At 69.8% G+C, this 25690-nt stretch carries 23 protein-coding genes; 14 read left to right on the top strand and 9 right to left on the bottom strand.

Features of this window, described 5'->3' with window-relative positions; all coding sequences use genetic code 11:
• Positions 1-76: 76 nt before the first annotated feature.
• The 3 genes from V2J85_RS06290 to V2J85_RS06280 all read right to left on the bottom strand — a co-directional run bounded on the left by V2J85_RS06290 (position 77) and on the right by V2J85_RS06280 (position 3638).
• Positions 77-1291, bottom strand: a complete 1215-nt coding sequence (locus tag V2J85_RS06290; protein WP_330820864.1) for a sensor histidine kinase — start codon at positions 1289-1291, stop codon at positions 77-79.
• Positions 1292-1371: 80 nt separating this feature from the next.
• Positions 1372-2718 (bottom strand): S28 family serine protease, encoded by a 1347-nt coding sequence (locus V2J85_RS06285; RefSeq protein ID WP_330820863.1) that lies wholly within the window; start codon positions 2716-2718, stop codon positions 1372-1374.
• Positions 2719-2924: 206 nt separating this feature from the next.
• The gene (locus V2J85_RS06280) at positions 2925-3638 is read right to left on the bottom strand and encodes an SDR family oxidoreductase (RefSeq protein WP_330820862.1); all 714 of its coding nucleotides are present in this window, start codon (positions 3636-3638) and stop codon (positions 2925-2927) included.
• A 112-nt stretch (positions 3639-3750) separates the two neighbouring features.
• Between V2J85_RS06280 and V2J85_RS06275 the strand changes: the two genes are divergently transcribed.
• On the top strand, positions 3751-4590 hold the full coding sequence (locus tag V2J85_RS06275) for a helix-turn-helix domain-containing protein (protein ID WP_330821409.1): 840 nt from the start codon (positions 3751-3753) through the stop codon (positions 4588-4590).
• A gap of 861 nt (positions 4591-5451) precedes the next feature.
• Here the strand turns inward: V2J85_RS06275 and V2J85_RS06270 are convergent.
• Positions 5452-6009 (bottom strand): DinB family protein, encoded by a 558-nt coding sequence (locus V2J85_RS06270; RefSeq protein WP_261957873.1) that lies wholly within the window; start codon positions 6007-6009, stop codon positions 5452-5454.
• Between the two features lie 353 nt (positions 6010-6362).
• On the opposite strand from V2J85_RS06270, the gene V2J85_RS06265 reads away from it, so the two are divergent.
• The 4 genes from V2J85_RS06265 to V2J85_RS06250 all read left to right on the top strand — a co-directional run bounded on the left by V2J85_RS06265 (position 6363) and on the right by V2J85_RS06250 (position 10921).
• The gene (locus V2J85_RS06265; RefSeq protein WP_330820861.1) at positions 6363-7265 is read left to right on the top strand and encodes a GNAT family N-acetyltransferase; all 903 of its coding nucleotides are present in this window, start codon (positions 6363-6365) and stop codon (positions 7263-7265) included.
• A gap of 309 nt (positions 7266-7574) precedes the next feature.
• Complete coding sequence (locus V2J85_RS06260; protein WP_261957875.1) at positions 7575-8564, top strand: BtrH N-terminal domain-containing protein; 990 nt, start codon at positions 7575-7577, stop codon at positions 8562-8564.
• Between the two features lie 243 nt (positions 8565-8807).
• Positions 8808-10547, top strand: coding sequence for an aa3-type cytochrome oxidase subunit I (gene ctaD, locus V2J85_RS06255; protein ID WP_419836747.1), 1740 nt, complete (start codon positions 8808-8810; stop codon positions 10545-10547).
• Complete coding sequence (locus V2J85_RS06250; protein WP_261957877.1) at positions 10544-10921, top strand: hypothetical protein; 378 nt, start codon at positions 10544-10546, stop codon at positions 10919-10921. Before ctaD ends, V2J85_RS06250 begins: the two co-directional genes overlap by 4 nt.
• A gap of 625 nt (positions 10922-11546) precedes the next feature.
• Here the strand turns inward: V2J85_RS06250 and V2J85_RS06245 are convergent.
• Entirely contained in the window at positions 11547-12218 is a 672-nt protein-coding gene (locus V2J85_RS06245) for a TetR/AcrR family transcriptional regulator (RefSeq protein ID WP_261957879.1), read from the bottom strand.
• A gap of 76 nt (positions 12219-12294) precedes the next feature.
• On the opposite strand from V2J85_RS06245, the gene V2J85_RS06240 reads away from it, so the two are divergent.
• Positions 12295-13224 carry an alpha/beta fold hydrolase gene (locus tag V2J85_RS06240; RefSeq protein WP_330820860.1) on the top strand — a complete coding sequence of 310 codons (930 nt, stop codon included), beginning with the start codon at positions 12295-12297 and terminating at the stop codon, positions 13222-13224.
• A gap of 330 nt (positions 13225-13554) precedes the next feature.
• On the opposite strand, the gene V2J85_RS06235 is transcribed toward V2J85_RS06240, so the two are convergent.
• Positions 13555-13881: a hypothetical protein gene (locus tag V2J85_RS06235; protein ID WP_261957880.1), complete on the bottom strand. Its 327-nt coding sequence runs from the start codon at positions 13879-13881 to the stop codon at positions 13555-13557.
• Between the two features lie 508 nt (positions 13882-14389).
• Here V2J85_RS06235 and V2J85_RS06230 point away from each other — a divergent pair.
• The 6 genes from V2J85_RS06230 (at position 14390) to V2J85_RS06205 (ending at position 21154) form a co-directional block, all read left to right on the top strand.
• Positions 14390-16027: an alpha/beta hydrolase gene (locus V2J85_RS06230; RefSeq protein ID WP_330820859.1), complete on the top strand. Its 1638-nt coding sequence runs from the start codon at positions 14390-14392 to the stop codon at positions 16025-16027.
• Between the two features lie 45 nt (positions 16028-16072).
• Positions 16073-17407 carry a lanthionine synthetase LanC family protein gene (locus V2J85_RS06225; RefSeq protein ID WP_330820858.1) on the top strand — a complete coding sequence of 445 codons (1335 nt, stop codon included), beginning with the start codon at positions 16073-16075 and terminating at the stop codon, positions 17405-17407.
• 346 nt (positions 17408-17753) lie between these two features.
• A complete protein-coding gene (locus V2J85_RS06220) occupies positions 17754-18203 on the top strand; it encodes a helix-turn-helix domain-containing protein (RefSeq protein WP_261957883.1) in 450 nt (149 codons plus the stop codon).
• 5 nt (positions 18204-18208) lie between these two features.
• Positions 18209-18775: an ImmA/IrrE family metallo-endopeptidase gene (locus V2J85_RS06215; RefSeq protein WP_261957884.1), complete on the top strand. Its 567-nt coding sequence runs from the start codon at positions 18209-18211 to the stop codon at positions 18773-18775.
• Entirely contained in the window at positions 18768-19958 is a 1191-nt protein-coding gene (locus V2J85_RS06210) for an MAB_1171c family putative transporter (RefSeq protein WP_330820857.1), read from the top strand. Before V2J85_RS06215 ends, V2J85_RS06210 begins: the two co-directional genes overlap by 8 nt.
• Entirely contained in the window at positions 19955-21154 is a 1200-nt protein-coding gene (locus V2J85_RS06205) for a cytochrome P450 family protein (protein WP_330820856.1), read from the top strand. Before V2J85_RS06210 ends, V2J85_RS06205 begins: the two co-directional genes overlap by 4 nt.
• Before the next feature lie 64 nt (positions 21155-21218).
• On the opposite strand, the gene V2J85_RS06200 is transcribed toward V2J85_RS06205, so the two are convergent.
• Positions 21219-22103 (bottom strand): hypothetical protein, encoded by an 885-nt coding sequence (locus V2J85_RS06200; RefSeq protein ID WP_330820855.1) that lies wholly within the window; start codon positions 22101-22103, stop codon positions 21219-21221.
• A 620-nt stretch (positions 22104-22723) separates the two neighbouring features.
• On the bottom strand, positions 22724-23542 hold the full coding sequence (gene ppk2, locus V2J85_RS06195) for a polyphosphate kinase 2 (RefSeq protein ID WP_261957888.1): 819 nt from the start codon (positions 23540-23542) through the stop codon (positions 22724-22726).
• A 219-nt stretch (positions 23543-23761) separates the two neighbouring features.
• Here ppk2 and V2J85_RS06190 point away from each other — a divergent pair, with 219 nt between their 5' ends.
• Positions 23762-24445 (top strand): CBS domain-containing protein, encoded by a 684-nt coding sequence (locus V2J85_RS06190; RefSeq protein ID WP_330820854.1) that lies wholly within the window; start codon positions 23762-23764, stop codon positions 24443-24445.
• Positions 24442-25059 (top strand): CBS domain-containing protein, encoded by a 618-nt coding sequence (locus V2J85_RS06185; RefSeq protein ID WP_261957890.1) that lies wholly within the window; start codon positions 24442-24444, stop codon positions 25057-25059. Before V2J85_RS06190 ends, V2J85_RS06185 begins: the two co-directional genes overlap by 4 nt.
• A gap of 15 nt (positions 25060-25074) precedes the next feature.
• Here the strand turns inward: V2J85_RS06185 and V2J85_RS06180 are convergent, their stop codons facing one another.
• Complete coding sequence (locus V2J85_RS06180; RefSeq protein ID WP_330820853.1) at positions 25075-25650, bottom strand: Rv1733c family protein; 576 nt, start codon at positions 25648-25650, stop codon at positions 25075-25077.
• Positions 25651-25690: the final 40 nt, after the last annotated feature.

The raw sequence follows: 25690 nt of genomic DNA, 5'->3' as shown, positions 1-25690 counted from the left end.
GCTACCCCAGGAGCCCCCGGACACGTCACGGTGACGGTATCGGCACGAAGCTGAGGACACGCGGCTCCGGTGGCTGTCACCGCAGCGGCAGGTCCACCCGCAGCAGCCACTGGTTGCCGTCCCGCCCTGCTCGGGCCTCACCTCCGAGGAGCGTGGCGCGCTCGCGGATGCCGCGCAGGCCACTGCCTCCACCGCTGCCGGCCGCCGATGCCGCGGCGGTCAGCGGATTGCGTACCTCAAGCCGCAGCCGTGCCCGCTCCACGACGATGCGCACGCGGACCTGGACGGGGCCCGCGTGTCGCAGCACGTTGGTGAGGGCCTCCTGGAGCATCCGATAGGCCTCACGGGAGACGGGCCCCGGCAGGTGCTCCAAGGACCCCGATACCTCCGCGTCGATGTGGGCGCCCGAGGACCGCGCGGAATCCAGCAGGGAGCCTGCCTCGCCGAGACCGGGGCGGGTGCCGGCCGGCCGCTGCCTCTCGCGCAGTGCGAGCAGGACTCCTTCCAGGTCGTCCAACGCGGCCCGCCCCGTCTCCTCGATGGCCTCCAGCGCCCGGTCGGTGAACCGCGGGTCAGCCGCGGTCCGGGCGGCACCCGCCTGTACCACGGCCAGGGTGAGCGCATGGCCGAGGGAATCGTGCAACTCCCGTGCGATCCGGTTGCGTTCCAGCAGCTGCTCGGTGCGCTCCTCCAACTCGGACAGCCGCTCCTTGACCGACGGCCCCAGCAGCCGACGGGCAGCCCGAGCCATGAGCGCGCCTGCCCCGGCAGACGCCGCCACCAGCACCAACAGGGGCATCGGTATCAGCAGGACGTACACCCAGCTCCCACCGGCATGTGGCACGAGGGGGTCGGCGACGCCGGGTTCTCCGGCGGCCGCCCCGGCGAGCGACAGCGCGAGCGCCATCAGCCGCTCCGTCCCCAGCGCGACGGCGAGCCCGGTTTCCACCCGCAGCAGCAGCCAGGCACCGGTTCTGGCCCGGTCGCTCCACGAAGCGGACGGAGCGGCGGAGACGCCCGGCTGCTCATCGCTCTTCACGCGTGCGTGCGGGCCAGGAAACAGCATCAACCGCGCCTGCAGCCCCTCCGCGCGGCGCACCGACGGAATCATGGCGACGGCCAGGACCAAGGGGAGGGGAAGGACCGCGATCAGCGCCCAGTCACCTGGCGACGGACTGCCCAGCCCCGGGAAGACCATCGCGCAGGCGAGCGGCACGATCGCTCCCATCAGCAGGTGAAGCCAACGGGTGTACGTGACCGCATGCGTCAGCGGCAGCAGGAGGCTCAGCATGCCGTCATGCTGGCAGAGCGGACAGAGCTGATGTCTCCCCCACGAGAGGCAGAGGGGCGCCTCCGGTCAGGCGCCTCCCATCAGGCCTTGCCGGCCCAGCGGCGGAGCAGGCCGACTGCCTGCGCACGGTCGGTGGGGGAGAGCGCGGCGATGGTGGCGCCGTGGTTGGCTCCGGGCGCCCACAGCAGGTGGGAATCGCGGTCGCTCGGCCGGAAGGGTTCGGCGACGGCAGCGTCGTGGCTGCCGTTGATGAAGAGCATCCGCTGCCCGCGGCGGCGGACCCAGTGGTCGATGTCAGGCATGGCGTCGGGATCGAAGCGCATGGGGATGTCGCGCGGTACGAACGTACGGGGCTCCATGGCGTCCGGATAGTGCAGAAGGCCGGACAGGTGGCTGGTGGGAACGCCGAAGTACCCCATCTGCGTGCCGAGTTGGTAGAAGTACGGGATGTAGCGCCGCGCGACCGGGTCGGAGTAGAGGGCCAGTCCGGCGACGTCGTCGAGCCAGGCGTACAGCTCATCGGTGCCGGCGTCCGCGCCGGGGATGGCGGCGCAGTCCTCGGTGGTGCCGTACTGCCAGAACATGAACGAAGCCCGCAGGACGGCGATTTCGAGCGCCTTGTCGGCGCTGCCGATGATGCGGAAAGTGGCGTTGTTGTCGCGTGCCCAGGCCTCGTAGCGGGCGACCATCTCCGTGCGGCGGAGCAGGATCTGCCGCTGTGCCGCCTTGAGGGCGTCGCGGCAGGTGGCGCTGCCCACGCTGTCCAGGAAGCGCAGGTAGGCCCGGTCGTCACGGTCGTCGACGTTGTTCGGGGCGGAGTAGGCCACGGTGGCGTCCACGTCGTGGGGGTGGAAGCGGCGGTGGTAGACACTGGCCATGCCGCCCTTGCTGCTGCCGGTGGAGATCCACGCGCCGGGGTACAGCGTGCGGAAGAGACGGACGACCCGGTGGTGGTCGGCAGCCGCCTGACGGATCGTCAGGAGCGAGTGGTCAAGCGTCGCCGGCCGAGAGGTGCCGAAGAAGCGGTGCTCGACCTGGACCTGATTGCCGCCCAGCAGCACGGTGGGCTCGGCTCGGCGCGGCGTGAGCACCGCCTCATAGCCGGTGGTGAACAGCACGGTGGGCCGCTCGACGGAGGTGTGCAGCAGGGTGAGGCGCTGCTCGAAGCTGCCGGCCGCCCGGTTCGTGTGGTCGACCGGCTGACGCAGCCCGAGGACGAAGAAGCGGTACCCCGGCTCTGCGCCCGGCCGTTCCTCGACCACCCGCAGCCCCGGCAGGGCCCGCAGGGCGTCACCGATGCCGTCTCTCTCGGGACGAGCTCCGCCGGTGACCGCTGCGGCTGCCCCCGCGGGGGCAACTGCCGTGGCAGCAAGGCCCCCCGCCAACGCTGCCGACCTCAGCAGACGTCGCCTCGTCCACGTACGCATCGTGATCCTCCCGCCCCACTGCGCTGCACCAGCCCCCCGAACCCGGTGCGACGCAGTGGCCTGTGGTGCTGTAACTGACTGACCGCTCCAGTACATCCGTCGGCCGAGGCAGGGGGATCCCGCGCGCGGGGGGAGCGTCTCCCCCGAGCGGGGGAGACGCCGGCATCCGCACCGGCCGCGGGACGGGCGGCGGTGCCGGTGCGCGTTCACGTGAGGCGGTGGCCACCATCGACATGCAGGACCGTTCCGGTGATGAAGCCGTTGCGCATCACTGAGACGAACGCCTGGGCGATGTCATCGGGGGTGCCGATGCGTCGGGCCGGGAGCCGCCCGGCCAGCTCGGCGAAGGCTGCCTGCTTGTCCATGGCGAGTTGGTCCCAGATGGGGGTGTCCACCCAGCCCGGTGAGATCACGTTCACCCGGACCGGGGCCAGTTCGATCGCCAGCCCGTAAGTCAGTGCGGTGAGCGCGCCGTTGGCAGCGGCCACGATCGTGTTGGAACCGTTCGGCCGGTACGCGTTGATGCCTGAGGTGTAGGTGATCGAGCCGGTCACCCGCCCGGCCGCGTGTTTGCCGACGAGCCACGCCCCGAGCAGTTTGGTGTCCACCACTGCCCTCGCGGTGGCCGAGGTGACGTCGGCGGTCCGGCCGTATGCCCCGCTCGCATCCATCGCGGTGACCACCACGTGCTCCGCTCGCTCCACCCGGGCGAACAGCGCGGCCACCTCCTCTTCGCGGCCGATGTCCGCCCGTATCGTGCCCACCTTTCCTTGTGTGGTGCGCTCCAGCTCCGCCCGGGCCGCGGAGAGCCGGTCCGTGGACCGGCCGACGATCGTTACGTCCATTCCTTCGGCCAGCAGGGTCCGGGCCAGGGCCAGGCCCATCCCGGAGCCGCCGCCGATGATCAGTGCGTCAGTCATGGGCCGAGGTTCCGTCCTCCGCCGCCGGCCCGGGAAGGCCGTACGGTTCCTGGGTGCGATACGGCCACCCAGGAGCGGGCCGCCCGATGGCAGACTCAACGGCGTGAACGCGATGGCGGAGTTCCTTAGGATCCGGCGCGGGCGGATCGGCCCGGCCGACGTCGGTCTGCCCCTCGGGCCGGGTCTCCGTCGGGCCCCTGGACTGCGTCGCGAGGAGCTGGCCGCGCTCGCCGGGGTCAGCATGGACTACTACACCCGCATCGAGCAGGGGCGGGAGACCGCGCCCAGCGACGCGGTGCTGAACGCGCTGGCCCGGGCCCTGCGGCTCACCGACGACGAGCACGCCCACCTGCTGGCCCTGGCCGACCGCGCCGCCGGGCGGACGCCGCGGCGCCGGCCCGTCGACCCGCAGCCCGTTCGCCCGGGCCTGCGACTGCTGCTGGAATCGCTCCGGCCCGGCCCGGCGTACGTGCTCAGTGACGTCAACGACGTGTTGGCAGCGAACCCGGAGGGCCTGGCCCTGATGCCGGGGCTCGACGACTGGCCTCCTGCCCAGCGCAACACGATCCGGTACACCTTCCTGCACCCTGCCGCGCGGACGGTCTTCGCCGACTGGGACCGGGTGGCCGGCAACTGCGTGGCTCATCTGCACACGGCCGAAGTGACCGCTCCCGGGCGCACCGCCGCGCTGGTCACCCAAATGTGCGAGGCCAGCAGCGAGTTCGCCGCGCTGTGGCGCCGGCACGACGTCCGGGTCAAGCGCGGCGGCCGGACCGCGTTCCGGCACCTGGCGATCGGCCCGCTGACCCTGGCCAACGAGGTGCTCGGCCTCGTCGGCGACGGCCAGCGCATGCTGGTCTACCAGGCGGCGCCCGGCACCGCCGAACACGACGCGCTGCTCCTGCTGACCATGGCCGGCGAGCAGGTGGGGAGCCGAGCGCGATCAAGCTGACGCCCACCCCGGGGTTCCGCAGCCCTGCCCACCCACGAGAGCCAGAAGCCGCGCCGGCGGGTATTGCAATGCAGGGAATCCAGGAGAATACTCAATATCCCTTGCGGGAAGGCATCGGAAGCGCGCTGCGTGTGGACGTATCTCCACACGCAGCGCTTGTATTTTGCATGCAACCGGCGGTGCCGCGCGCTGGTCACCGGCGATAGCGGTCCGTTTTCAGACGGTGACCCGCTTTTCCCGATGGATTTCCGAGCCGGCCCCGTCGCTCATGAAGCTGGCCCCCGAGGACGGGGACCAGTCTCGTAGTTGTTTGATGGGGTGGTCCTAGTAACGGCCTCCGCGGCCGAATCCGAACCCGAACCCGCGGCCGAATCCACGTCCGCGGCCGAATCCGCGTCCGCCGCCGTAGTCACCGCCGCGTCCGTAACCACGTCCGCCGCCGCGTCCGTAGCCGCCGCCGCGTCCGTAACCACGTCCGCCGTGGCCGTGACCCCATCCGCCATTGAGAGGAAGTACGCTCCGGAAGCTCATAGGGTTTCCTCCTTTGACCCCGAATGATGGTCCAGCCCTCTCTAGTTGGACCTGTTTCCACGCTACGCCGCGACGCGAAGTCAAATCAAACAAAGGAAGCCTGAAAGTTTATGTAATCTCGGGCTCGGCCGGACTTGGGTGCACGCAAGGTGGCCGCTTGTTTGCTCTATGGATTTTCGTCGCCCTATGGGGTCAAACTAATTCAGCTCATATTTCGGCGTCCGGCGGCATGATGATGTGTCGCGGGGGAAAGTGATGCGGGCAGCTTGCTCCACTGACCCGGCACCTGGCGCCAGTGGAGCAGCCGCACCACCGTGACCACCGCGGCGCCTAGCCCATGCTCTTGGCGCCATCCAGGGACTCGCGGATGATGTCGGCGTGGCCGGCGTGCTGAGCGGTCTCGGCGACGATGTGCATCAGCACCCGGCGGGCCGACCACTGCGCGTCGGCCTCGAACCACGGGGCCTTCGGCAGCGGCCAGGCGGCACTCAGGTCGGGCAGCGTGGTGACCACCTCGTCGGTCCGGCGGGCCGCCTCCGCGTAATCGTCCAGCACGCCGGTCAGCGTCTCACCGGGCAGCAACCGGAACCCATCTGCACGGCTGGCCAGGTCGGCCTCGGTCATCGCCGTGAAGTCCGGCATCGCCGAGGGACCGTTCAGGATGAAGTCGACCCAGCTCCGCTCGACCTGAGTGACGTGCTTGACCAGGCCGCCCAGGCACAACTCGCTGGCGGTGGTTCGCAGCCTGGCCTGCTCGTCGGTGAGGTCACGGGTGGTGAAGCGCAGGAAGTGCCGGGCCTGGGCCAGTTCCGCAAGCCATTCGGCGCGCTCGCCGGTGACGGCCGGACCCTCTGCCAGATCCCGGATAGCCTGTTCGTTGCCGCTCATGGTCTCCGCCTCTCGAAGTTCTTGTTCCGTCGTTCAGGACCAACGCTAAAGGCCAAAGAGGTCAGCCTCTGTCCTCAATCGACCGCTGTCCTCAATCGACCTCTGTCCTCGATCGGCCGCTGTCCTCAATCCGCGGCACCCGAGGTCGGCACCAACTCCAAGGCTGCGAGCCGTAGGTGGAAAATCGCTGGACGACCTGGAGCCACCGAGCTTACGGTGAGCGCACGCCCGTGATCACAAGGAAGGAGGCGAGAGCGATGACCATCACGACAACCGTGCGCTCCCGCCCCGTCCACCGGGCGTTGCAGGTCTGATCCGGGAGCGCGTCACTCTCCCGAAGGACTGTTTTCTCCATGACTGAACTGGTCATTCGCCCGCTCACCGCGGGCGAGACCCCTCTGTTCGCTTCGCTGCCGGACCCGGGCCTCGTCGGCCGCGCCGTGCTCGGCGACGTCTACGGCATGATTGCCGACGGCGGCGAATACCGGCCCGAATGGACCTGGGTCGCCCTGCGCGACGGCGTTGTGGTCGCCCGCGCAGCCTGGTGGGCCAAGCCGGAGGACGAAAAGCCCATCGCCCTCGATTGGTTCGACTTCACCGATGCCGACGCCGCTGTCCAACTGCTGCGTACCGCACCGCTGCACGCCGAGTACAGCCTGCTGCTGCCGGCAGGCTGGCGCGAGAAGCCGGACGTGCGGGCGGCGGCGGAGGCCCGAATGGCCGCTGCGGAGGCGGCCGGTCTGCGCAAGCTGGTCGAGCGCTATCGCTACAACTGGACCTCCGACTGTGCGCTTCCCGAGCGCACGGGGCGCCTGGTGTACCGGCCGGAGCCGGACGACGACGTCCTGCGGGGCGTGGTGCGCCGGATCCAGGAGGGTTCGTTGGACGCCCACGACCTGAACGGCATCGCCACGTACGGAAGGGACGGCGCCGTCGAGGAGCTGTTGGGACTCCTCAACTGGATGCCCTCCCCGCGCAGTTGGTGGCGCCTGGCCTACACCCCGGCCGGTGAACTGGCGGGCTTCCACGTCCCCGCCCGCAATTCCGCGGGTCCCTGCATCGGCTTCATCGGGGTCCTGCCCGAGCAGCGCGGCAACGGCTATGCGCGCGATCTGCTGATCGAGTGCACACACGACCTGGTGGCGCGGGGCGCGACACGCATCGCGGCCGCCACCGACCAGTCGAACCTCCCGATGGCGGCACACTTCGCGAGGGTGGGATACCCGATCAGCGAGGAACGCATCGACTTCGTCTGACCGGGCCGGACGGACCCGGCGGGCCGTCACACACCACAGGGTCGGCGCCGGCCTCCGCATGCGTCCACGTGCGAATCGACGTGCGCTGAGGCCGCGTTGCCCCCTCGGCGAGCCCGATTATCGGCGATCTGTACGCGATGTGCCGGTGGCCGCTGCGACCATGGTTTCCGGGCCGCTCATCCGTCGAGCGGCCCGGAAACCACGTGGCCATGGCAGAGCGGGCAAGGCGGGACTCGTAGGGGAGCCGCTGCTGTGGGCCGCAAGAAAAGCCGATGACTTGGCTGATCACCCCGTCCAGGAGGGCATGGCATGAGCACGGTAGTGGACATCGACGCACGCGGTACGCAGCACTGCGAGACGACAGCTCTGGGGGTACTGCTGCGGCACCAAGGACTCGATCTGTCCGAGCCCATGCTCTTCGGCCTCGGATCCGGCCTGTCCTTCGTCTACTGGGACAGCAAGAACATGGGTTTCCCCTTCCTCGGGGGACGGGTCAAGCCGTTCGAGCTCACCAGAAGCCTGGCCACCGGACTCGAGCTGGAGCTCCTGGTCCAGGAGACCACCTCGTCCCGCAGGGCATGGGAGAACGTGGCCGCCCCCATCGACGCCGGCCACCCCGTCGGGCTGCAGCTCGACAGTTACCACCTGGACTACTTCACCTCGAAGGTGCACTTCGGCGGCCATGTCGTCGCCATGTACGGCTACGACGATCACGCCGCCTACCTGGTGGACACCGACCAGCAAGGCGGAGCGGTGTCCACCAGCCTGACCAGCCTCGCCCGGGCCAGGGCCGCACGTGGCCCGATGACCGCCAAGCACCGCTCCTTCACCCTCACCGCTCCGCGGGACCTGCCCTCCCCACAAGACCGGATCATTCCCGCCATCACCGCCTGCGCCGACGCCTTCCTCAACCCGCCCATCGCCAACCTCGGCCACCGCGGCATTGAGAAGGCCGGCAAGCTGGTACGCACCTGGCTCCAGCGCACCGACCAACCGCAACGGGACCTCCCGCAGGCCGCCCTCTTGATGGAGAAGGCCGGCACCGGCGGCGCCTTGTTCCGCAACCTCTACCGCGACTTCCTGGCCGAGTGCACCGAACTGCACGACAGCAGCCACCTGCGCACGGGTCTCGGGCTGTACACCGAGGCGGCCACCCTGTGGACGGAAGTGGCAGCCCTCATCACCAAGGCTGGTGAATCGGGTGAGGCGCCCTTCCTCCATCAGGCCGGCACGATCCTCGGAGATCTCTCGCGTATGGAACGCGAGGCCATGCAAGCGCTGAGCCGCCTGGAGGCGTGAGGCACCGAGCGCACCTACCGGGCCGCGGCCCGCGCAGCCCTCACCACCGCCCAGGCAAGGGCGTGGTGTTGGCCCTGGCTGCTGGTCCGATCGCCCTCCCGTCATGCCCTGACTACTCCAGTCAGGGCATGACCGCATCCCATTGGCGGCGTTTCGACTGCTGAAGACGGCTGTCCGGCTCCTGCGGCGGCCAGGATGGCGGCTGACTGGCGAGCCACGCGAGCATTTGGGAGAGACCCACCAGTGAGCATCCTCAACGAACCCCACGGTGCCGCGGCAGCCGAGGACTCGTACGAAAACGAAGTGCCGATGAAGGGCAAAGAGCCCGGCAACGTCGTGATCAGGTGGCTGACGACCACCGACCACAAGACCATCGGCACCCTGTACCTGGCGACGTCATTTGCGTTTTTCCTCTTCGGCGGGGTGATGGCGCTGGTGATGCGCGCCGAGTTGGCCCGGCCGGGCCTGCAGATCGTGTCGAGCGAGCAGTTCAACCAGGCGTTCACGATGCACGGCACGGTGATGCTGCTGATGTTCGCGACGCCGCTGTTCGCCGGGTTCACCAACTGGATCATGCCGTTGCAGATCGGCGCCCCGGACGTGGCCTTCCCGCGGCTGAACATGTTCGCGTACTGGCTCTACCTCTTCGGCTCGATGATCGCGGTCGGCAGCTTCCTCACCCCGCAGGGCGCGGCCGACTTCGGCTGGTTCGCCTACTCCCCGCTGTCGGACGCGACCCACTCCCCGGGAATCGGCGCCGACATGTGGATCATGGGCCTGGCCTTCTCCGGCTTCGGCACCATCCTGGGCGCGGTCAACTTCATCACCACGATCATCTGCATGCGTGCCCCGGGTCTCACGATGTTCCGGATGCCGATCTTCACCTGGAACGTGCTGCTGACCGGTGTGCTGGTCCTGCTGGCCTTCCCGATCCTGGCCGCCGCGCTGTTCGCCCTGGAGGCGGACCGTAAATTCGGCGCTCACGTCTATGACCCGGCCAACGGCGGCTCGTTGCTGTGGCAGCACCTCTTCTGGTTCTTCGGCCATCCGGAGGTGTACATCATCGCCCTGCCGTTCTTCGGCATCGTCACCGAGGTCATCCCGGTGTTCGCCCGCAAGCCGATCTTCGGCTACATCGGTCTGGTCGCCGCGACCATCTCGATCGCCGGCCTGTCGGCCACGGTGTGGGCGCACCACATGTACGTCACCGGCGGTGTGCTGCTGCCGTTCTTCTCCTTCATGACGTTCCTCATCGCCGTTCCGACCGGTGTGAAGTTCTTCAACTGGATCGGCACGATGTGGAAGGGCTCGCTGTCCTTCGAGACGCCGATGCTCTGGGCGGTCGGCTTTCTCGTCACGTTTCTCTTCGGCGGTCTGACCGGCGTCATCCTGGCCTCACCGCCGATGGACTTCCATGTGTCCGACTCGTACTTCGTGGTGGCGCACTTCCACTACGTGGTCTTCGGAACGGTCGTGTTCGCGATGTTCTCCGGCTTCCACTTCTGGTGGCCGAAGTTCACCGGCAAGATGCTCGACGAGCGGCTGGGCAAGATCACGTTCTGGACGCTGTTCGTGGGCTTCCACGGCACGTTCCTCGTCCAGCACTGGCTCGGTGCCGAGGGCATGCCGCGTCGTTACGCGGACTACCTCGCGGCCGACGGCTTCACGACGCTGAACACCATCTCGACGATCAGCTCGTTCCTGCTGGGCCTGTCGATGCTGCCGTTCCTCTACAACGTCTGGAAGACCGCCAAGTACGGCACCCCGGTGGGCGTCGACGACCCGTGGGGCTACGGCCGTTCGCTGGAATGGGCCACCTCCTGCCCACCGCCGCGGCACAACTTCCTCACCCTGCCGCGCATCCGTTCCGAATCCCCGGCGTTCGACCTGCACCACCCCGAGATCGCCGAAGAGGACCACGCGGCGCGCCTCGGCAAACGTGACGCGGTGGAAGCACCCGGCCATGAAGGTGACCGGCCGTGACCTCACCGAGCCGCCAAGGGGCCCCGTTGGACCGGCAGGGCACGGCACTCGCCCACGAGGTCGAGGGCTACCTCCTTGCACAAGCGGAGCGCGAGCAGGCGCGGCGCGAGGCCGCGGCTCTCTGCGCGCGCCTGACCTGGCTCACGACGGGCCAGGCCGAAGACCTCGCCCGCCATTACATCGAGCAGCGCCTCGGTCTGACCCGCCAGGCACTCCAAGCCACCGCCGACCGGGCCAAGCGCCTGCGCGGCGAATACGAGGCCCGCTACGCCACATTGCGCCGCGCCCTGCTCAGACGGCATGCCGCCTGCGCTTGCCTGCTCTTCCTCTGTTCCACCGCGGCCGGTGCGACGGCTTGTCTGCTGGACCGCTGACCTGACCTGAGCAGGGTTCCAGCCGTCGGCCTCCGCGCGGCGAGGGCGGCACGGGACCCATCAGGCAGCCTCTGGCAGGGCTCTGCTGTTGAGCGTCGCCACGGTCAACTGCCATAAGGCATAGCTGGTTTGGGCGCGGAGCACTGATAGGCGGCGGCTCTTGAGCGCTCCCCGGTGGCTCATCGCCACCTGGGCAGGGCTGTGCCTGGCCGGCATCGCCGCCACCTCTGCCCTCAATGCCGGAATGGCCGCAGACAAGCCGGAGTCTTCCAGCGAGGAGCCGACGCAGAGGGGCACACACGTAGTCGACTGCAAAAAGCTCGCCGACGCGATCGAGCAGGCCCGAGCCGAGACTGGGCGCCACCAGCAGGAACCGTTCCAGCCGACCGCGACCCCTATCCACCGGGGCACAGTCACCGCCAAGGCAGTGGCGGTACCGGAGGAGTGCAGGGACGAATTCAAAGCCGCGGCCTCAGGTGACACTGAGGCGGCCCCGCATTGCGCCGAGCCGTAACAACACCTTCCGGGTCGTGGGCCCAGTGGCCAGTCGCCGAGCCGGTTCTCCGGGTTGAGGCCGCCGCTGACTGGAGCACGCCGCCGAGGTGTGTGGCCGGCTGCGGCGGAATCAGCCCAGCACGCCGGTCAAGGCGCGGACGAGCACGGTGTCGAACCGGTCGACGGAGTTGCCGTCGGGCAGGGGAGCGGCGAGCAAGGCAGTGATGCGGGGGTGGCTTCCCGCGGCGGCAACGTGGCGGAGGTAGGCGGACTGGCGCGCGGCGCCGGTGTCCGCGGCAGCCATCTCGTTCTGCACGAACAGCGCGGTCAGGCCGCTGATGAGGGCGAATGCCTCGAGCTTGCAGGCGGGGTCGGCCGGGTGGTCCGCGAGCACGTCGAGTACGTGCTCCAGTAGGTCGACCCCGTGGGGGCCGAGGGTGGGGCGGCCCATGACCACGGCGGGGAGCCATGGGTGGCGGTGCATGATCTGCCGGGCCTGGTGGCCGATGGCGAGCAGGTCGGCCTCCCAGTCACCGGTGGGGGCGGGAAGGTGGTATTCGCTCGCGGTGCTGTCGGTCATCAGGTCGAGCAGCTCGTCGCGGGTGGCCACGTAGCGGTAGAGCGAGGCGGCGCCCGTACCAAGGACCGATGCGACGCGGCGCATGGAGACGGCCTCCAGGCCCTCCCGGTCGGCCAGTTCCACCGCCGCAGCGGTGATCTCGGCGCGGCTGCGCTCGGCCGGGCGTCCGACCGACGCTTGCTCCGGCCGCATCCAGATCACCGGCTCCTGCTGTCCTGCCACTGCCACCTCCCACGTTGCCACCAGCCTACCTATCGCATACAGTGTTCGCGAACGACGTTTGCGAATGGAGGATGCGATGGACACGATGACGCGCTTCGTGCACAACGGCGAGATCGAGATCGCCTTCGAAGACCTGGGCGGAGCCGGCGGCGACCCGCTGCTGCTGGTCATGGGGTTGGGGGCGTCACGGTTCTGGTGGCCGGAAGGCCTGGTGGCCGAACTGATCGGTCGCGGCTTCCATGTCGTGGCCTACGACCAGCGCGACGCAGGCGAATCCACCCACCTGCCCAACCGACGCGTCGGCTCGCCATTCAAGGCACTGCTGCGCCGGGAAGCTCCGGCCTACAGCGCCGAGGACCTGGCCGACGACGCGGTCGCCGTCCTCGACGCCCTCGGCTGGGAACGCGCCCACGTCTTCGGCCACTCGATGGGCGGGCTCGTCGCGCAGCGCACCGCGATCCGCCACCCGCGGCGCGTGCTCAGCCTGGCCACCTCCTCGGCGGTCCCCAGTGACGTGAAAGGTCTGCGCGTCCTGCGTTACCTGCGCCTGGCATGCCTGCCCCGTTTCACCCGGCTTCACTATCCCGAGACCCCTCAGGGCAACCTGGATCTGGCCGTGGCCCTCGCCCGCATCTTGGTCGCGCCCGGCCAGCACATCGACGAGCGCGATGTGCGCGAATTCGTGGACAAGGAGGCGGCGCGCCAGGTTGCCGGCTTCCGTGACCGGGAGGCGCAGAGTCGCCAGATCGGCACAAAGTGGCACGGCGGACCACTCTCCCAGATCACCGCGCCGACCCTGGTACTGCACGGCGAGCGCGACCCGCTTCTGCGTGTGGCGGCCGCACGCGACATCGCCGCCGCCGTCCCTGGTGCCCGCCTCCGCACCCTGTCCGGAGTCGGTCACTTCCTCGCCCGCGATGTCTGGGCCACCTACGCCGACGAACTGCGCGCGCTCGCCGATCGCGCCGACAAGCAACCGCAGATCAACCTGGCCCCACGCGGCTGAGATCAACCTGGCTCCATGCGGCTGACCGGGGACCGCGGGGTCGGAGGTCTTGCGCACGACAGTGGAGGGCAGGCGCCCCGGCGCCTCGTGCGCGCCCATGAACGTGGGCTGTTGCCGCTCCCTGGGAAGAACTGACGGTCGTCCGCCACCGTCGCCGAGGGCAATTGCCGGTGTCCGGCGGACGGTGCGTTGGACGGACGGGTTACGTTCGTCCAACGCACCGTGTCGCGCGCCACAACGAGGCACTTGTCGACGTCCTCTGCCGGGCGGCTATGGGTGACCCGGCCGTGATGGTCCGTCAGGACCCGTCGTGGTCCGTCGGACCGGTGCCTAGCGGCGACCTCTTCCCCGGCCGGTCAGGTCATTGACCAAGTCGCCGGAGATGTTGCTGCTGCGGAGACGCTGGTCGAAGTCGAAGCGGGCGTAGTGCCTGTGGGCGTCGGTGTACCTCTCGTTGTCGATGAAAAGGAACGTGCGGCAGTCGTTGCGGCTCGGGAAGAGCAGACTGAACGACGGGGCGCCGCACTGGCGATGGCCCAGCCCGAACGGGTCGTGCGACGCTGACCGCCAGCCTTCAGCACTCGCCGCGCCGACTGCCGACAACACCAGCGCGCCCGCGCCAAGAGCCACCGAAACGATCCGACCGATTTTTCTCACGGTGCTGTTTCCTCCTGTGCTCGTCCCGATCTTGTGTCGGGTTCGTCGCGGTAACGAGCACGTCTTTTGAAGATCACGCAGCGATACTCCATCCAGCCCGCGGCTGAGCGGGCGAGATCGATGCCTGGGCCTGACCGCCTCCCCCGTTCGCGGGGCGCTGATGGTGTGGCGGAGTGGGCGCTGACCTGCCCGGATGATGACCCGTTGTGGGCCAGAGGAGTGTTTCCCGATCCGGCAGGGCCGTTCGGCAGCCGGTTTCCGACCAAGACGCCCCGGCTTCGTCTCACCGCCCCAAGCCTCGTGCATGGTGAGCGAGGTGGTGAGAGGCGGACCTCCGCGGGCCGGATCGACGGGCCGGTCCCCTCCCGCACGTCGCCGGGTAGCTGGGCCGTTCGGGTGCGTGGACGCGCGCCCGCCACCGAATCGTTGTGTCGTTGACACGGGCGCGTGTCGAGATCCGGGGCTCGGCGGTTCGGGCGCTCAGTCACGGAGACGGACGGAGATGGCCATGCCCCTCATACGCGGGTTCGTAGCACGCCGCCGACGTGGTGCCGCTGTCCTGGCCGCGTTGGTGACCTGTTCGAGCGTACTGACCGGGCAGGACCTCGCCGCGGCCGACGGGATACCCACACCTTCGGTGCCCGCACCGCAGTTGGACTGGAGTCCCTGCGCGCACGGCAGCGAGTTCGACTGCGCGACCGCGAAGGTACCCCTGGACTACGGCCACCCGGATGGTCGAGCCATCGAGCTGGCGGTCATCAAACGGAAGGCAACCGGCCCCGGACGGCGCATCGGCACCCTGTTCTTCAACCCCGGTGGCCCCGGCGGGCCCGGAACGGTGCAGATGCCACAGAACTACCGGTCCTTCCCGCGCGAGGTGCGGGAGCGGTTCGACATCGTCAGTTGGGATCCCCGCGGGGTCGGCAGCAGCACCGCGGTGAACTGCTTCGCCGGTCCTCAGGAGGCCGCTGACTGGAGGGCGAGCAAGGCGGCGGGCTTCCCGGTGGGAGAGAAGGAGCGGACGGCCTTCATCGCCGCGTACAGGGATCTGGCCCGGCGCTGTCAGCAGCGTGACCCCGAGCTCCTGCGCCACGTATCGACCGCCGACACCGCTCGCGACCTCGACCAACTCAGACGAGCCGTGGGGGAGTCGCAACTCACCTACCTGGGCATCTCCTACGGCACGATCCTCGGCGCCACCTACGCCAACCTCTTCCCGGGCAAGGTCCGCGCCATGGTCCTCGACAGCAACATCGACCCACGAGCCTGGACGAATCACGCCTCCGACCAGGCACCTGAACTCACCACCTTCCTGCGCATGGGCTCCGACCGCAGCGCCGCGGCGACCCTGGACCAGTTCCTCACCCTGTGCGGGGCCGCCACCGCCACCCGCTGCCCCTTCTCCGCCGGCGGCCCGAGAGCGACTCGGAGGAAGTTCCACCAGCTGACGCAGCGGCTGCGGACGCGTCCCGTGGGCGCGTGGACCTACGCCGGCACGGTCGCCGACGTGGTGAACAGCCTCTACGCCGTCCATCCCGGGTGGACGGACCTCGCCGGCCGGCTCCAGAACCTGTGGCAAGGTCGCGTCCCCAAGCACCCTCCCCTCCCACCCGCACCACCGGTCCCGCATCCGAATCCGTATCTGGGCGAGGAACAGGCCGCTGCGGTGCTGTGCGCCGACAGCCCCAACCCGCGCAACCCGGACGTCTACCACGCCCTGGAAGAGGCAAGCGCCGCCCGTGCGGGCGACGCCGGACGCTTCTGGACGTGGGCCACCGCGGGGTGCGCCACCTGGCCCGCCGTAGCGGCGAACCGCTATCGCGGTCCGTGGAACAGGCCGACGGCACACCCCGTGCTGGTGGTCGGCACCACCTACGACCCCGCCACGCCCTACAAAGACGCGCAGGCCATGGCCGAGGAACTGGCCAACGCCCGCCTGCTCACCCACTACGGCTACGGGCACACCGCACTGACCAACCCCAGCAGCTGCATCCAGGCCCACGAGAGCCGTTATCTGATCGACGGCCTCCTCCCACCGCCCGGAACGACATGCCGACCGGACACCCCGCCCTTCTCCCGCTCCGCGCCCCGGCCGAACGGCGGCGTCGCCACCGGCGGCGGCGGAATGGCCGGCACCGTCTCCTGAGCCGTCCTTCGACGAAGTTCCGTGTCGCATGCCAGAGTTGGCGCCATGGAGGCGGCGGAACCGGCGGACGTAGCGGTGGACGAGGTCGAAGCGTTGACTGCGGACGCTCTGCGATGGTTGCTGGGAAGTGCCCGGGAAGTCGGGGACGACGGGCTCGCCTGGGCCACCGTGCCCTCCGACGACGAGCCCGATCCCACGTTGTACGGCGGTACGGCGGGTGTCATACCCGTCCTTCTGGAGGCGTGGCGGCACTTCGGCGACGACCGGTACGGCGACGCCGCGCTGCGCGCCGCGCGCAGCGTGGCCGCCGCCGTGGACGGCCGGGAGGACAACTCCCTGTACTTCGGCCTGACCGGCTTGGCGTTCGCGTTGCGGGCGGTCGACACGGAACTGGGCGCTCCGGATGCCGCTGCCGCCGCGGATCGGGCCTTGGAGCTGGTGCGCTCACGCTTCGACGGGACGCGCTGGGGCGACTGGTTCGACCTGCTCGGCGGCAACGCCGGCATCGGCCTCGGCGCATGGGCGACGGGCGATACCGACCTGGCCGTGCTCGCGCTGGAGCCCTATCTGCGCACGGCTGAGCAGACTCCGGCCGGTGTCCACTGGGAGGCGGAAGCCGGTAGGGTCCCGCGGTTCCACCACCTCTCGCACGGCACGCTCGGCATCGTGTACGCGCTGGCCGGCGTCGGCCGGGCCACCGGCCGCGCCGACCTGGTCGAGCTGGCGCGAGCGGGCGCGGCCGACGTCGTGGCACGGAACGAGGCCGGCCCGGCCGATTTCCTCGTCCCGCACTCCGACCCGCAGGACCACCCCGACCTGACCGCGCGCCACAGTTACGGCTGGTGTCATGGCCCGGCCGGTGACGCCCAGGTCTTCCGGTTGCTGCGGGACGTCCTCGACGATCCCGCCTGGCAGAGTTTCGCCGACCGCTGCTGGCACACCGTGACCCACTCCGGCCTGCCGCGCCGTCTGCGGCCCGGCTTCTGGGACAACAACGGACGGTGCTGCGGCACGGCCGGCGTCCTGGCACTGGCCTGCGACCGGATGGCCGAGCAGGACGACCGCCCGGACTTCGCACGGCTCCTCGTCGCGGACCTCGTCTCCCGCGCGACCCGGGACGCCGACGGCGTGCGGTGGTCGAACATCGAACACCGGGCCACACCGAGCACCCTCGAACCCCATATCGGGTATGCGATGGGTAACGCCGGCATCGTGCGCGAACTGCTGCGTTTCGTACGGATGAGTCGAGGAGGCGACCCGGCTTATGTGGTGGCCTGGCCGGATCAGCCGGTGGTGCATCGGAACGGGAGCTCCGGACGTGCCTCCGTGCCATTGAGCGGTTTTCAGCCACGGGACCGGGGGCTTTCCGTCAAACCGTAGGCGAGGCACGTCGCGTCCCGCGGATTCATCGACGGTGACGGTCAGTTGGCGGTCCGTACCGTTCGCCGGGAGCCTCAGGTGTTGTTGGCAGGGCGGGGCGGTGCACGCTGTGCTGCCTGGGAGACACCGTGGGAGGTGGCCCGGCGGCGCCCGCTCACGCGGAGCAGGCAGCGGCGGTCCCTTGGACGCTCTTTCCCCGTGATCGCCTTCGGGGTTCGGTGCCCCTTGCGGAGGACACCTTCGGTACATGTCACCCTGTAGCGCAGATGTCGTCGGAGGGGGATGAGGGTTGGATCACCAAGAGTTTGCCCAATCAGCGGATGCGTCGGCTTGTCTCGACGAGAGCGTGCATGCCGCGAAGACCGCCATCGCCCGCAGGCTCCGGCACATCCGCCAGCAGCATCCTGAGGGCCCCTTCACCCTGGCCGGGCTGGCGGAACGCGCCGGGGTCTCCAAGCGGACGCTGGCGTCGGCCGAGTCCGTGGACGGGACGAATCTGACCGTTGAGACCCTCGTCAAAGTGGCGCACAGTCTCGGGATCTCCCGAGTCGGCTACTTCCTGGACGACCAGGTCTTCGACCAGGTCAACTCGGAACTGGAGTGGCTGAAGAAGATGCGCAGCCAACGGGTGGAGAGCGTTGCCCTGCGGCAGTCGGCGCCCGCGGGGTCGCCGGCCGGTTCCTCCCTGAATGAGCTGAGCCACCTCATCACGCATCTGGTCAGCACTGCCGAGGCAGCCCGCGCGACCCTCGAGGACTTGCCCCGGCAGGATCTCCCTGACGACACCCAGCCGTGATAGTGATGCGCTGGCGACGCAAGGGCGGAGATCTGCAGGCGGTATGGCTGCGTGAGCAGTGCGAACGACGGGTCGACGCGCTGGGGCTGCCCAGTCGCACGAAGCTGTCGATCGATGCGTTGTGCGACCACCTCAGCGAGCTCTCCGGGCGTCCCATCCAGCTCATGCCCTTCGCGCTGCCGCTGGGAAGCCCGGACGGCCTGTGGGTGTCCGCGGCAGGGGCGGAGTACGTCATCTACGAGCAGCGGCTCGCCCCGATCCACCAGCAGCAGGTCGTCCTGCACGAACTGGGGCACCTCATCTGCGACCACGAAGCCACCCCCGTGCTCACCCCCGAGGCCTCCCGGCTCCTCCTTCCCTCGCTCGATCCCGACCTGATTCGGCGGACGCTCGGACGGGAGCACTCACAGTCGTCGGCCGAAGTGGAGGCCGAGTACATCGGCACCCTGATCGGCCGCCGCATCGGCGCCTGGACGTCGGAGCACGTCCGGCCGGTCCCCCCTGAAATGCAAGAACTCGCCGCCCGGCTCAGTGCGTTGGACAACCCCGCCTTCCGAGGGAGCAATGAATAGCGTTCTCTACCCCCTGTGTGCCGCAATAGCCTGCCTGGCACTGCTGTACAAGCTTCGAGTGCTGCGCGCGGACCGTTCGGTCACCCAGGTCGCCCTCGTCGGCAACTTCTTCTTCCTGTTCATCACGTACACCGTCTCCACACCCGTCGTCTGGGTGGCCACCAGCAAGGCCGTGGGCGTGGTCAACTTCTCCGGTCTGCTGACGCAGAGCTGCGTCATTCTGCTGACCGCCTGCCAGCAGGTCGTCCTGCTGCACCTGAGTCACGAGGCCCCCACCGCCTGGCGCAAGGCGAGACCGCGGCTGATCGCGCTCGCACTGGTCCTGGCCGGCATGGTGGGCCTGTTCGTCGCAGCCACCAGCCGGGGCGAGAAGCCCGACGACTTCGCCATCGACAGCGCCCAGTACTACCCCGCGTACCTCACCATCTATCTGCTGGCCTACGCGGCGAACCAAGTGGACGTCGGCGTGCTGGGCTGGCGCTACGCGAAGATCGCCCCGCATCCCTGGATGCGCCGGGGGCTGTATCTCATCGCGGCGACCCTGCCCTTCGCGCTCATCTACACCGGCTGCCGCGCGGCGGACGTCGTTGCCGCACAGTTCGACGTGAGCGGGGAGGCATGGGAACCCCTCGCCCAGGTCGCCGTCACGATCGCCACCCTCACCAAAACCCTGGGCTGGGTGCTCCCCGACTGGGGCCGCAGCCTCAGTGACCTCTGGCAGCGGATCGACGATCGCCGGGCCTACCGTGACCTGGCACCGCTGCACCGGGAGGTCACCGGACAGGTACCGGAACCCGTGCTGCATCTGGAGCCCGACACGGATCTGCGCACCCGGCTCTACCGTCGGCTCGTCGAGATCCGCGATGCCCAGTGGGCCCTTCGCACCTGGACTCCCGCGGCCGTCGCCGAAGCCGCGGAGCGACGCGGCCGCTCAGCGGGCCTGGCCGACACCGACCTGGCGGCCACGATCGAAGCCGCGCAGCTCAAGGCCGCCCTGCAGGCCCGGGCCGCACAACGGCAGCCGGTCCCGCACACCCTCTCGCCGCGGGTGGCGGAGCCCGAAGACCTGGCCGCGGAACTGGCCTTCCAGCGCAAGATGGCCCGGGCGTTCGCGACGTCCCCCGTCGTCGCAGCCGTGGCCGCAGACTTCGTGCCCAGCCCGTCCGTCCAGGAGAACACGTGACCCAGCAGATCCCGTCGCCGGCCCTCAGTCAGCCGTTCGACCAGGAGTTCTTCAACGATCCGTATCCCGTCTACGCACGGCTGCGGGCGGCGGGACCGGTGCACCGGGTCGCCCTCCCCGACGGCTCCACCGCCTGGCTGGTCACCCGCGAACGCGACGTGCGGCCGGCTCTGACCGATCCCCGGCTGTCGGTGAACAAGGCCCACTCCACCACCGGCTACCAGGGCTTCTCCCTGCCGGCCGCCCTGGACCGCAACCTCCTCAACATCGACCCGGACGACCACCTGCGCCTGCGCCGCCTGGTCTCCAAGGGCTTCACCCCACGTCACGTCGAACGGCTGCGGGACCGGGTCGCCACCGCCGCGGAAGACCTCGCCGATCACCTCGCCGCGCTGGGACAGGCCGATCTGGTCAGCGAGTTCGCCAACCCGCTGCCCCTCGTCGTCATCGGCGACCTGCTGGACGTGCCCCACGCCGACCGCCGCCCGTTCTCCTCCTGGGTCAGCGCCATGTTCGCCCCCCAGCACCCCGGGCACACCGCCGAATCCATCGACCGCATCCACCACTTCCTGCTCGACCTCATCGCCACCCGGCGCGCGCATCCCGGTGACGATCTGCTCTCCGCACTGATCGACGCGCGCGACGACGGCGACCGGCTCAGCGAGGACGAGCTGGTGTCGCTGGCCTTCCTCATCCTCATGGCCGGCAGCGAGAACGCCCAACACCTCATCAGCATCGGCCTGTTGGCCCTGCTGCGCCACCCCGACCAGCTGGAGCTGCTGCGCTCCCGGCCGGACCTGATGCCCGGGGCGGTCGAGGAGGTCCTCCGCTTCGCCCACCCCAACCAGATGGCCATCCGCCGTTTTCCCACCGAGCCGATCGAGATCGGCGGCGTACCCATTCCCTGCGGCGAGACGGTGCTGCTCTGCCTCGCCTCCGCCAACCGCGACCCGGACCGCTATCCGGAACCGGACCGCTTCGACATCCGCCGCGCGGACGTGGCGCACCTTGCCCTCGGCCACGGACTCCACTACTGCCTGGGAGCCGCCCTGGCCCGGCTGGAGATCGGCACCGCCCTGGCCACCCTCCTCCGGCGGTTCCCGGACCTGCGTCTCGCCGTGCCCGCGGAGACGTTGCAGTGGCGGGCCTCGTTCAGGTCACATGCGCTCAGGCAGCTGCCCGTACGCACCGGATGAGGCGTCAGCGCCCCTCCGCGGCCCTCACGAGGCCCGTTGTCCGACGGGCCGAGGGATCGTGTCGTCAGTAGCCCGGCGCCTCGTCGTATGCGGAGCGGAACCCCGCACAGGCCATCACGGTCGAGGGCAGGCCGTGGCTCTCGTACGACAGGCACTGCATGGACCCGCGAATGATCCGTTCGGCTTCCTTGCGGGCCTGCCCGAGTCGGCTGCGCCAGACCAACTCCTCAGCGATCCCGTACGCCCATGCGCCGAACCACGCGGCCTGTGGTGCGCACTGCAGCGCCAGCGCGCTGCTGTAGGTGTCGTACGCCCGCAGGAGCTGGGAGGACAGGGCGGCGTCCGGGTGTTGGGCGTGCGCGCGCTCGTGTAACGGCGGGACGTGCTGCCCGTCGAGGAAGCGAGCGACCCGGGAGTACAGCAACTCGACTCCCTCGGCGACCTTTTGGACGCTCCCTCCGCTCGGTGCCGACTCCTCCCAGAGGTCTTCGAGCGGATCCCGGGCGCCGAGCGAAGGTTGCGGGACGGGAGGAAGGACCGCGCAGCCGTCGGCCTGCGGAAGGCAGAGCTGGTCCTCCGTCAGGTACTCGCAGGTCTCCGCGTCGTCGCCGGCGAGTTCGTCGCTCGCCGCGGCATGGTGGATGACGTGCTCGTGGCGCAACTGGGACCAGGTGGCGCGCGGGGCGCTGGGCCCGGTGAGTTGGCGCCAGACGGGGTTGATGTCCCAGGAGTAGCCGGTCACTCGCTCCACGTGCCCGGAGGCGCGGGTGGCGAACACGGCGAACCGGCCGGTGAAGTCGTCCTGCACCTGGGTGTAGAGGCCGTCCCCGACCTGCCAGGCCCCTCCCAGGCGGAACGGAACGGGCTGTGAGCCGGCTGTTGTTCGCCCGGCGGCGGGGGGAAGGAGCACATGGAGCGTGTCACTGACCGGCTGGTGTGCCGGGGTCACGAGGAAAGGGAGCCGCTGGCGTGAGCTCCTGGAGAGAGAACTGTTCCGATCAGTGCCCATGCCGGCCCCTTGACGCGGGACGGCACGGTGTCTCACCGATGGACGGAGTAGCGGCACGAGCGATGACGAACAATGGTCAACCCCCTCTGGCCCACTTACAGGGCCTCTGCGGCGAGACGATAGGCACACATGCACCGCGGTGCAACTTGCTGCCGGATGGGTGCAATGAATTGCAACGCCGTGATGTGCCTCCGCGTGGCGGGAGTTGGGCCGGCGGGCCGCCCTCCGGCCGAACGGCAGCGGAAAGGGCCGGACGGTCCCTGGCCGGGGAGGCCGGTGATCTGGAGGCTGGAGATGTCATGGCGGACGTGGGCCGTCGGTCCGGTTACGGAGGAAACTTCATGATGAACACTCCGCACATCGTCAGTGACGTGATGACCGAGACCGTCGCCGCGGTCGACCGCCAGGCGCGGTTCAAGGGGGTCTTTCTGCGTTCGGACGAAGACCTGGCGGAGGAGGTCCGCCGGAACGTCCTGAGCGAGCCGTTCGCGCCGCCGGCCCAAGGCCTGCGGGTCGAGGTCGCCGACGGAGTCGTCACCCTCGGCGGGCGAGTCCGGGCCTCACTCCAGGCCGGCCGCGTGATCGGGGACGTAGGTCTGCAGGTCGCGGGGTGGCCGTTGATAGCCGGTGTTCGGCGGCCGGGGCGGGAGGTCGAGCTCCGGCGGGGTGACGTGGTGGTAGGGCACCGTGGACAGCAGGTGGGCGATCATGTTCAGCCGGGAGCGGTGCTTGTCGTCGCTCTCGACGACGTACCACGGCGCCTCGGCGATGTCCGTGTGCACGAACATCTCGTCCTTGGCCCGTGAGTACTCCTCCCAGCGGGTCAGCGACTCGAGATCCATGGCGGACAGCTTCCAGCGCCGCGTGGGGTCCTTGAGCCGCCGCCGGAACCGTTTCTCCTGGACCTCGTCACTGACCGAGAACCAGTATTTGCGCAGCAGGATCCCGTCCTCCACGAGCATGCGCTCGAAGACCGGGCACTGCCGGAGGAACCGCTGGTGCTCGGCGGGCGTGCAGAACCCCATGACCCGCTCGACGCCGGCCCGGTTGTACCAACTGCGGTCGAAGAGCACGATCTCCCCGGCCGCGGGCAGGTGTTCCGTGTAGCGCTGGAAGTACCACTGGGTTCGTTCACGCTCGGTGGGCCTGGGCAGTGCCACGATCCGCGCGACCCGCGGGTTGAGGTACTGGGTGACCCGCTTGATGGCGCTGCCCTTGCCGGCCGCATCGCGTCCCTCGAAGACCACGACGAGGCGGGCGCCCTCGTGACGCACCCACTCCTGCAGCGCCACCAGCTCGGTCTGCAGGCGGTACAGCTCCCGCTCGTAGACCGACCGGGACAGTTTGGTGCGGTCCTCGTCACCTCGCTCCTTCGCCATGAGACGACGGTACGAGGAAACCTCCGTCTCCGGCTCGGGCAGGTGGCCTGAACGGAGCCAGAGAGGCCGGCTCGGGGCGCGGCAACGGGCGTGGCGCATCCAGGACGGCCGGTCGGCGCGGGCAGGGGCCGGACGGCCCCTGCCCGGCGAGCGGGGACGGCAGCAGGCTGGAGGTGTGACCACCGGCCGTGCCTCTGCGGTCCGTATCGAGGAGGCGTCATGGAGCACTCTCCGCACACCGTCGGCGATGTCATGACCCGGAGCGTGGTGGCCGTCGGGCAGGATGCGCGGTTCAAGGAGATCGTCGAGACCATGGAGCAGTGGAAGGTCAGCGCGCTGCCCGTGCTGGCCGGGGAGGGGCGGGTGATCGGCGTCGTCTCCGAGGCGGACCTGTTGCCGAAGGAAGAGTTCCGGGGCAGCGCGCCCAGCCGTCTCGAACAGGCACGGCGGTTGGACGACGTGCGCAAGGCCGGTGGTGTGACGGCCCGGGACCTGATGAGTGCTCCCGCCCTGACGGTGCACCCCGGCGACACCCTCGCCCAGGCGGCGCGGACGATGGCGCACAAGTCGGTGAAGCGGCTGCCCGTGGTCGACGACGAGGGGCTGCTGCGGGGGATCGTGAGCCGTTCCGACCTGCTGAAGGTCTTCCTGCGTTCGGACGAGGAACTGGCGGCGGAGGTGCGTGCCGACGTCATCGACCGGCTGTTCGCGGGCGCCGCGGAAGAGGTGGAAGCCGTGGTCACCGACGGTGTGGTCACGCTCAGGGGCCGCTTTCCCACGGCCTCGATGCTGCCCGTCGCGGCCCGCTTGGTGCGGGCGGTGGAAGGCGTCGTGGACGTGACGCTCGACGTCACGGGCACGACCCCGGCCCCGGCAGAGCCGCCCGCGGCGGGGCCGAGATGAAGCAGCGACGGGTCGGCAGCGTGATGACGGACGACGTCGTCAGCGCGCGGCATGACACCTCGACCGAGGACATCGCGCGGTGGCTGGCGGAGTACGACATCAACGGGCTGCCCGTGGTGGATGCCGAGGACCGGGTGATCGGCGTCATCTCCGTCACGGACCTGGAGCGCGGCCGCGGTTCGGGGGCCGGCACCGGCCTGCTCACCGCCGGCGCGGTGATGTCCGCTCCCGCGCGCACGGTCCGCGCCGACGACTCCGTCGTCCGTGCGGCCCGCCTGATGTGTGCGTGCGGCGTCGAACGCCTCCCCGTGGTGGACGAGGAGGCCCGTCTGGTCGGCATGGTCACCCGGCGGGACGTGCTGCAGATCTTCGCCCGGCGGGATGCGGACATCCGCCAGGAGGTGATCGACCAGATCGTGGTGCGGGCGCTGTGGCTGGGGCGGCAGAGCGTGGACGTCGCGGTCGATGACGGGGTGGTGACCCTCAGCGGGCACCTGGAGAGCAGCGGCGCGGTGGCCGTTGCGGTGCAGATGACCCGGCAGGTCGACGGTGTCACCGCGGTGGTCAATCGCCTGACCTCGGCGCGGGAGGCGCCGTACTGCGGGCCGGTGTAGCGCCGGCGCCGTGGCTCAGGGCTGCCGGTGCCGTCCCTGGGCGTCCAATCCCGCCCAGTCCTTCTCCCACTGGGCGTAACGCCGACGGTTCAGCAGGACGACTCCGGCCTTGTCCGCGCCGATCAGCAGCAAACCGGTGGTGGACGCGGCCACGATGCCGACCGCGATGCTCTCGACGACGGCGTCTTCGGGAGTGACCGGGTCCGTCAGCAGGGATCCATGCCGGTCGACCCGTGCGGTGGTCCGGTCGCCGGCCCGCAGGCCGGGTTGCACGGCCGTCACTCCGGTCCGCACCGTGCCGTCCCCGGCCGCCCAGCGCACCGTGGCGTGGACCCGGCCGGCGGTGCCGCCCGGGGTGTCCACCCCGATGGCGGTGGGGGCGTCTTCCGTGAGGACGGCGGTCACCGGCACCGACGCGCGGCTCTGCTGCTCGGCCGCGTGGCTCACGGCACCGGCCGCCGTCACCCCGGCGGCCGGGGCCAGCACCGCGATCAGCAGCCCCGTGGCCAGGAGCAGCCAGGACTCCGCCACGTCCGTGCCGCGCTTGAGCGGGTTACGCAGCCACAACCATCGGATCTTCGTCAGAGGCATGGCACACCTCTTTCGCCCTGCCCTCCGAGAGTGGCACACC

This window comes from Streptomyces bugieae (assembly GCF_036352915.1).
GTDB lineage: Bacteria > Actinomycetota > Actinomycetes > Streptomycetales > Streptomycetaceae > Streptomyces > Streptomyces endophytica.
This window is presented reverse-complemented; position numbering and strand designations above follow the sequence as displayed.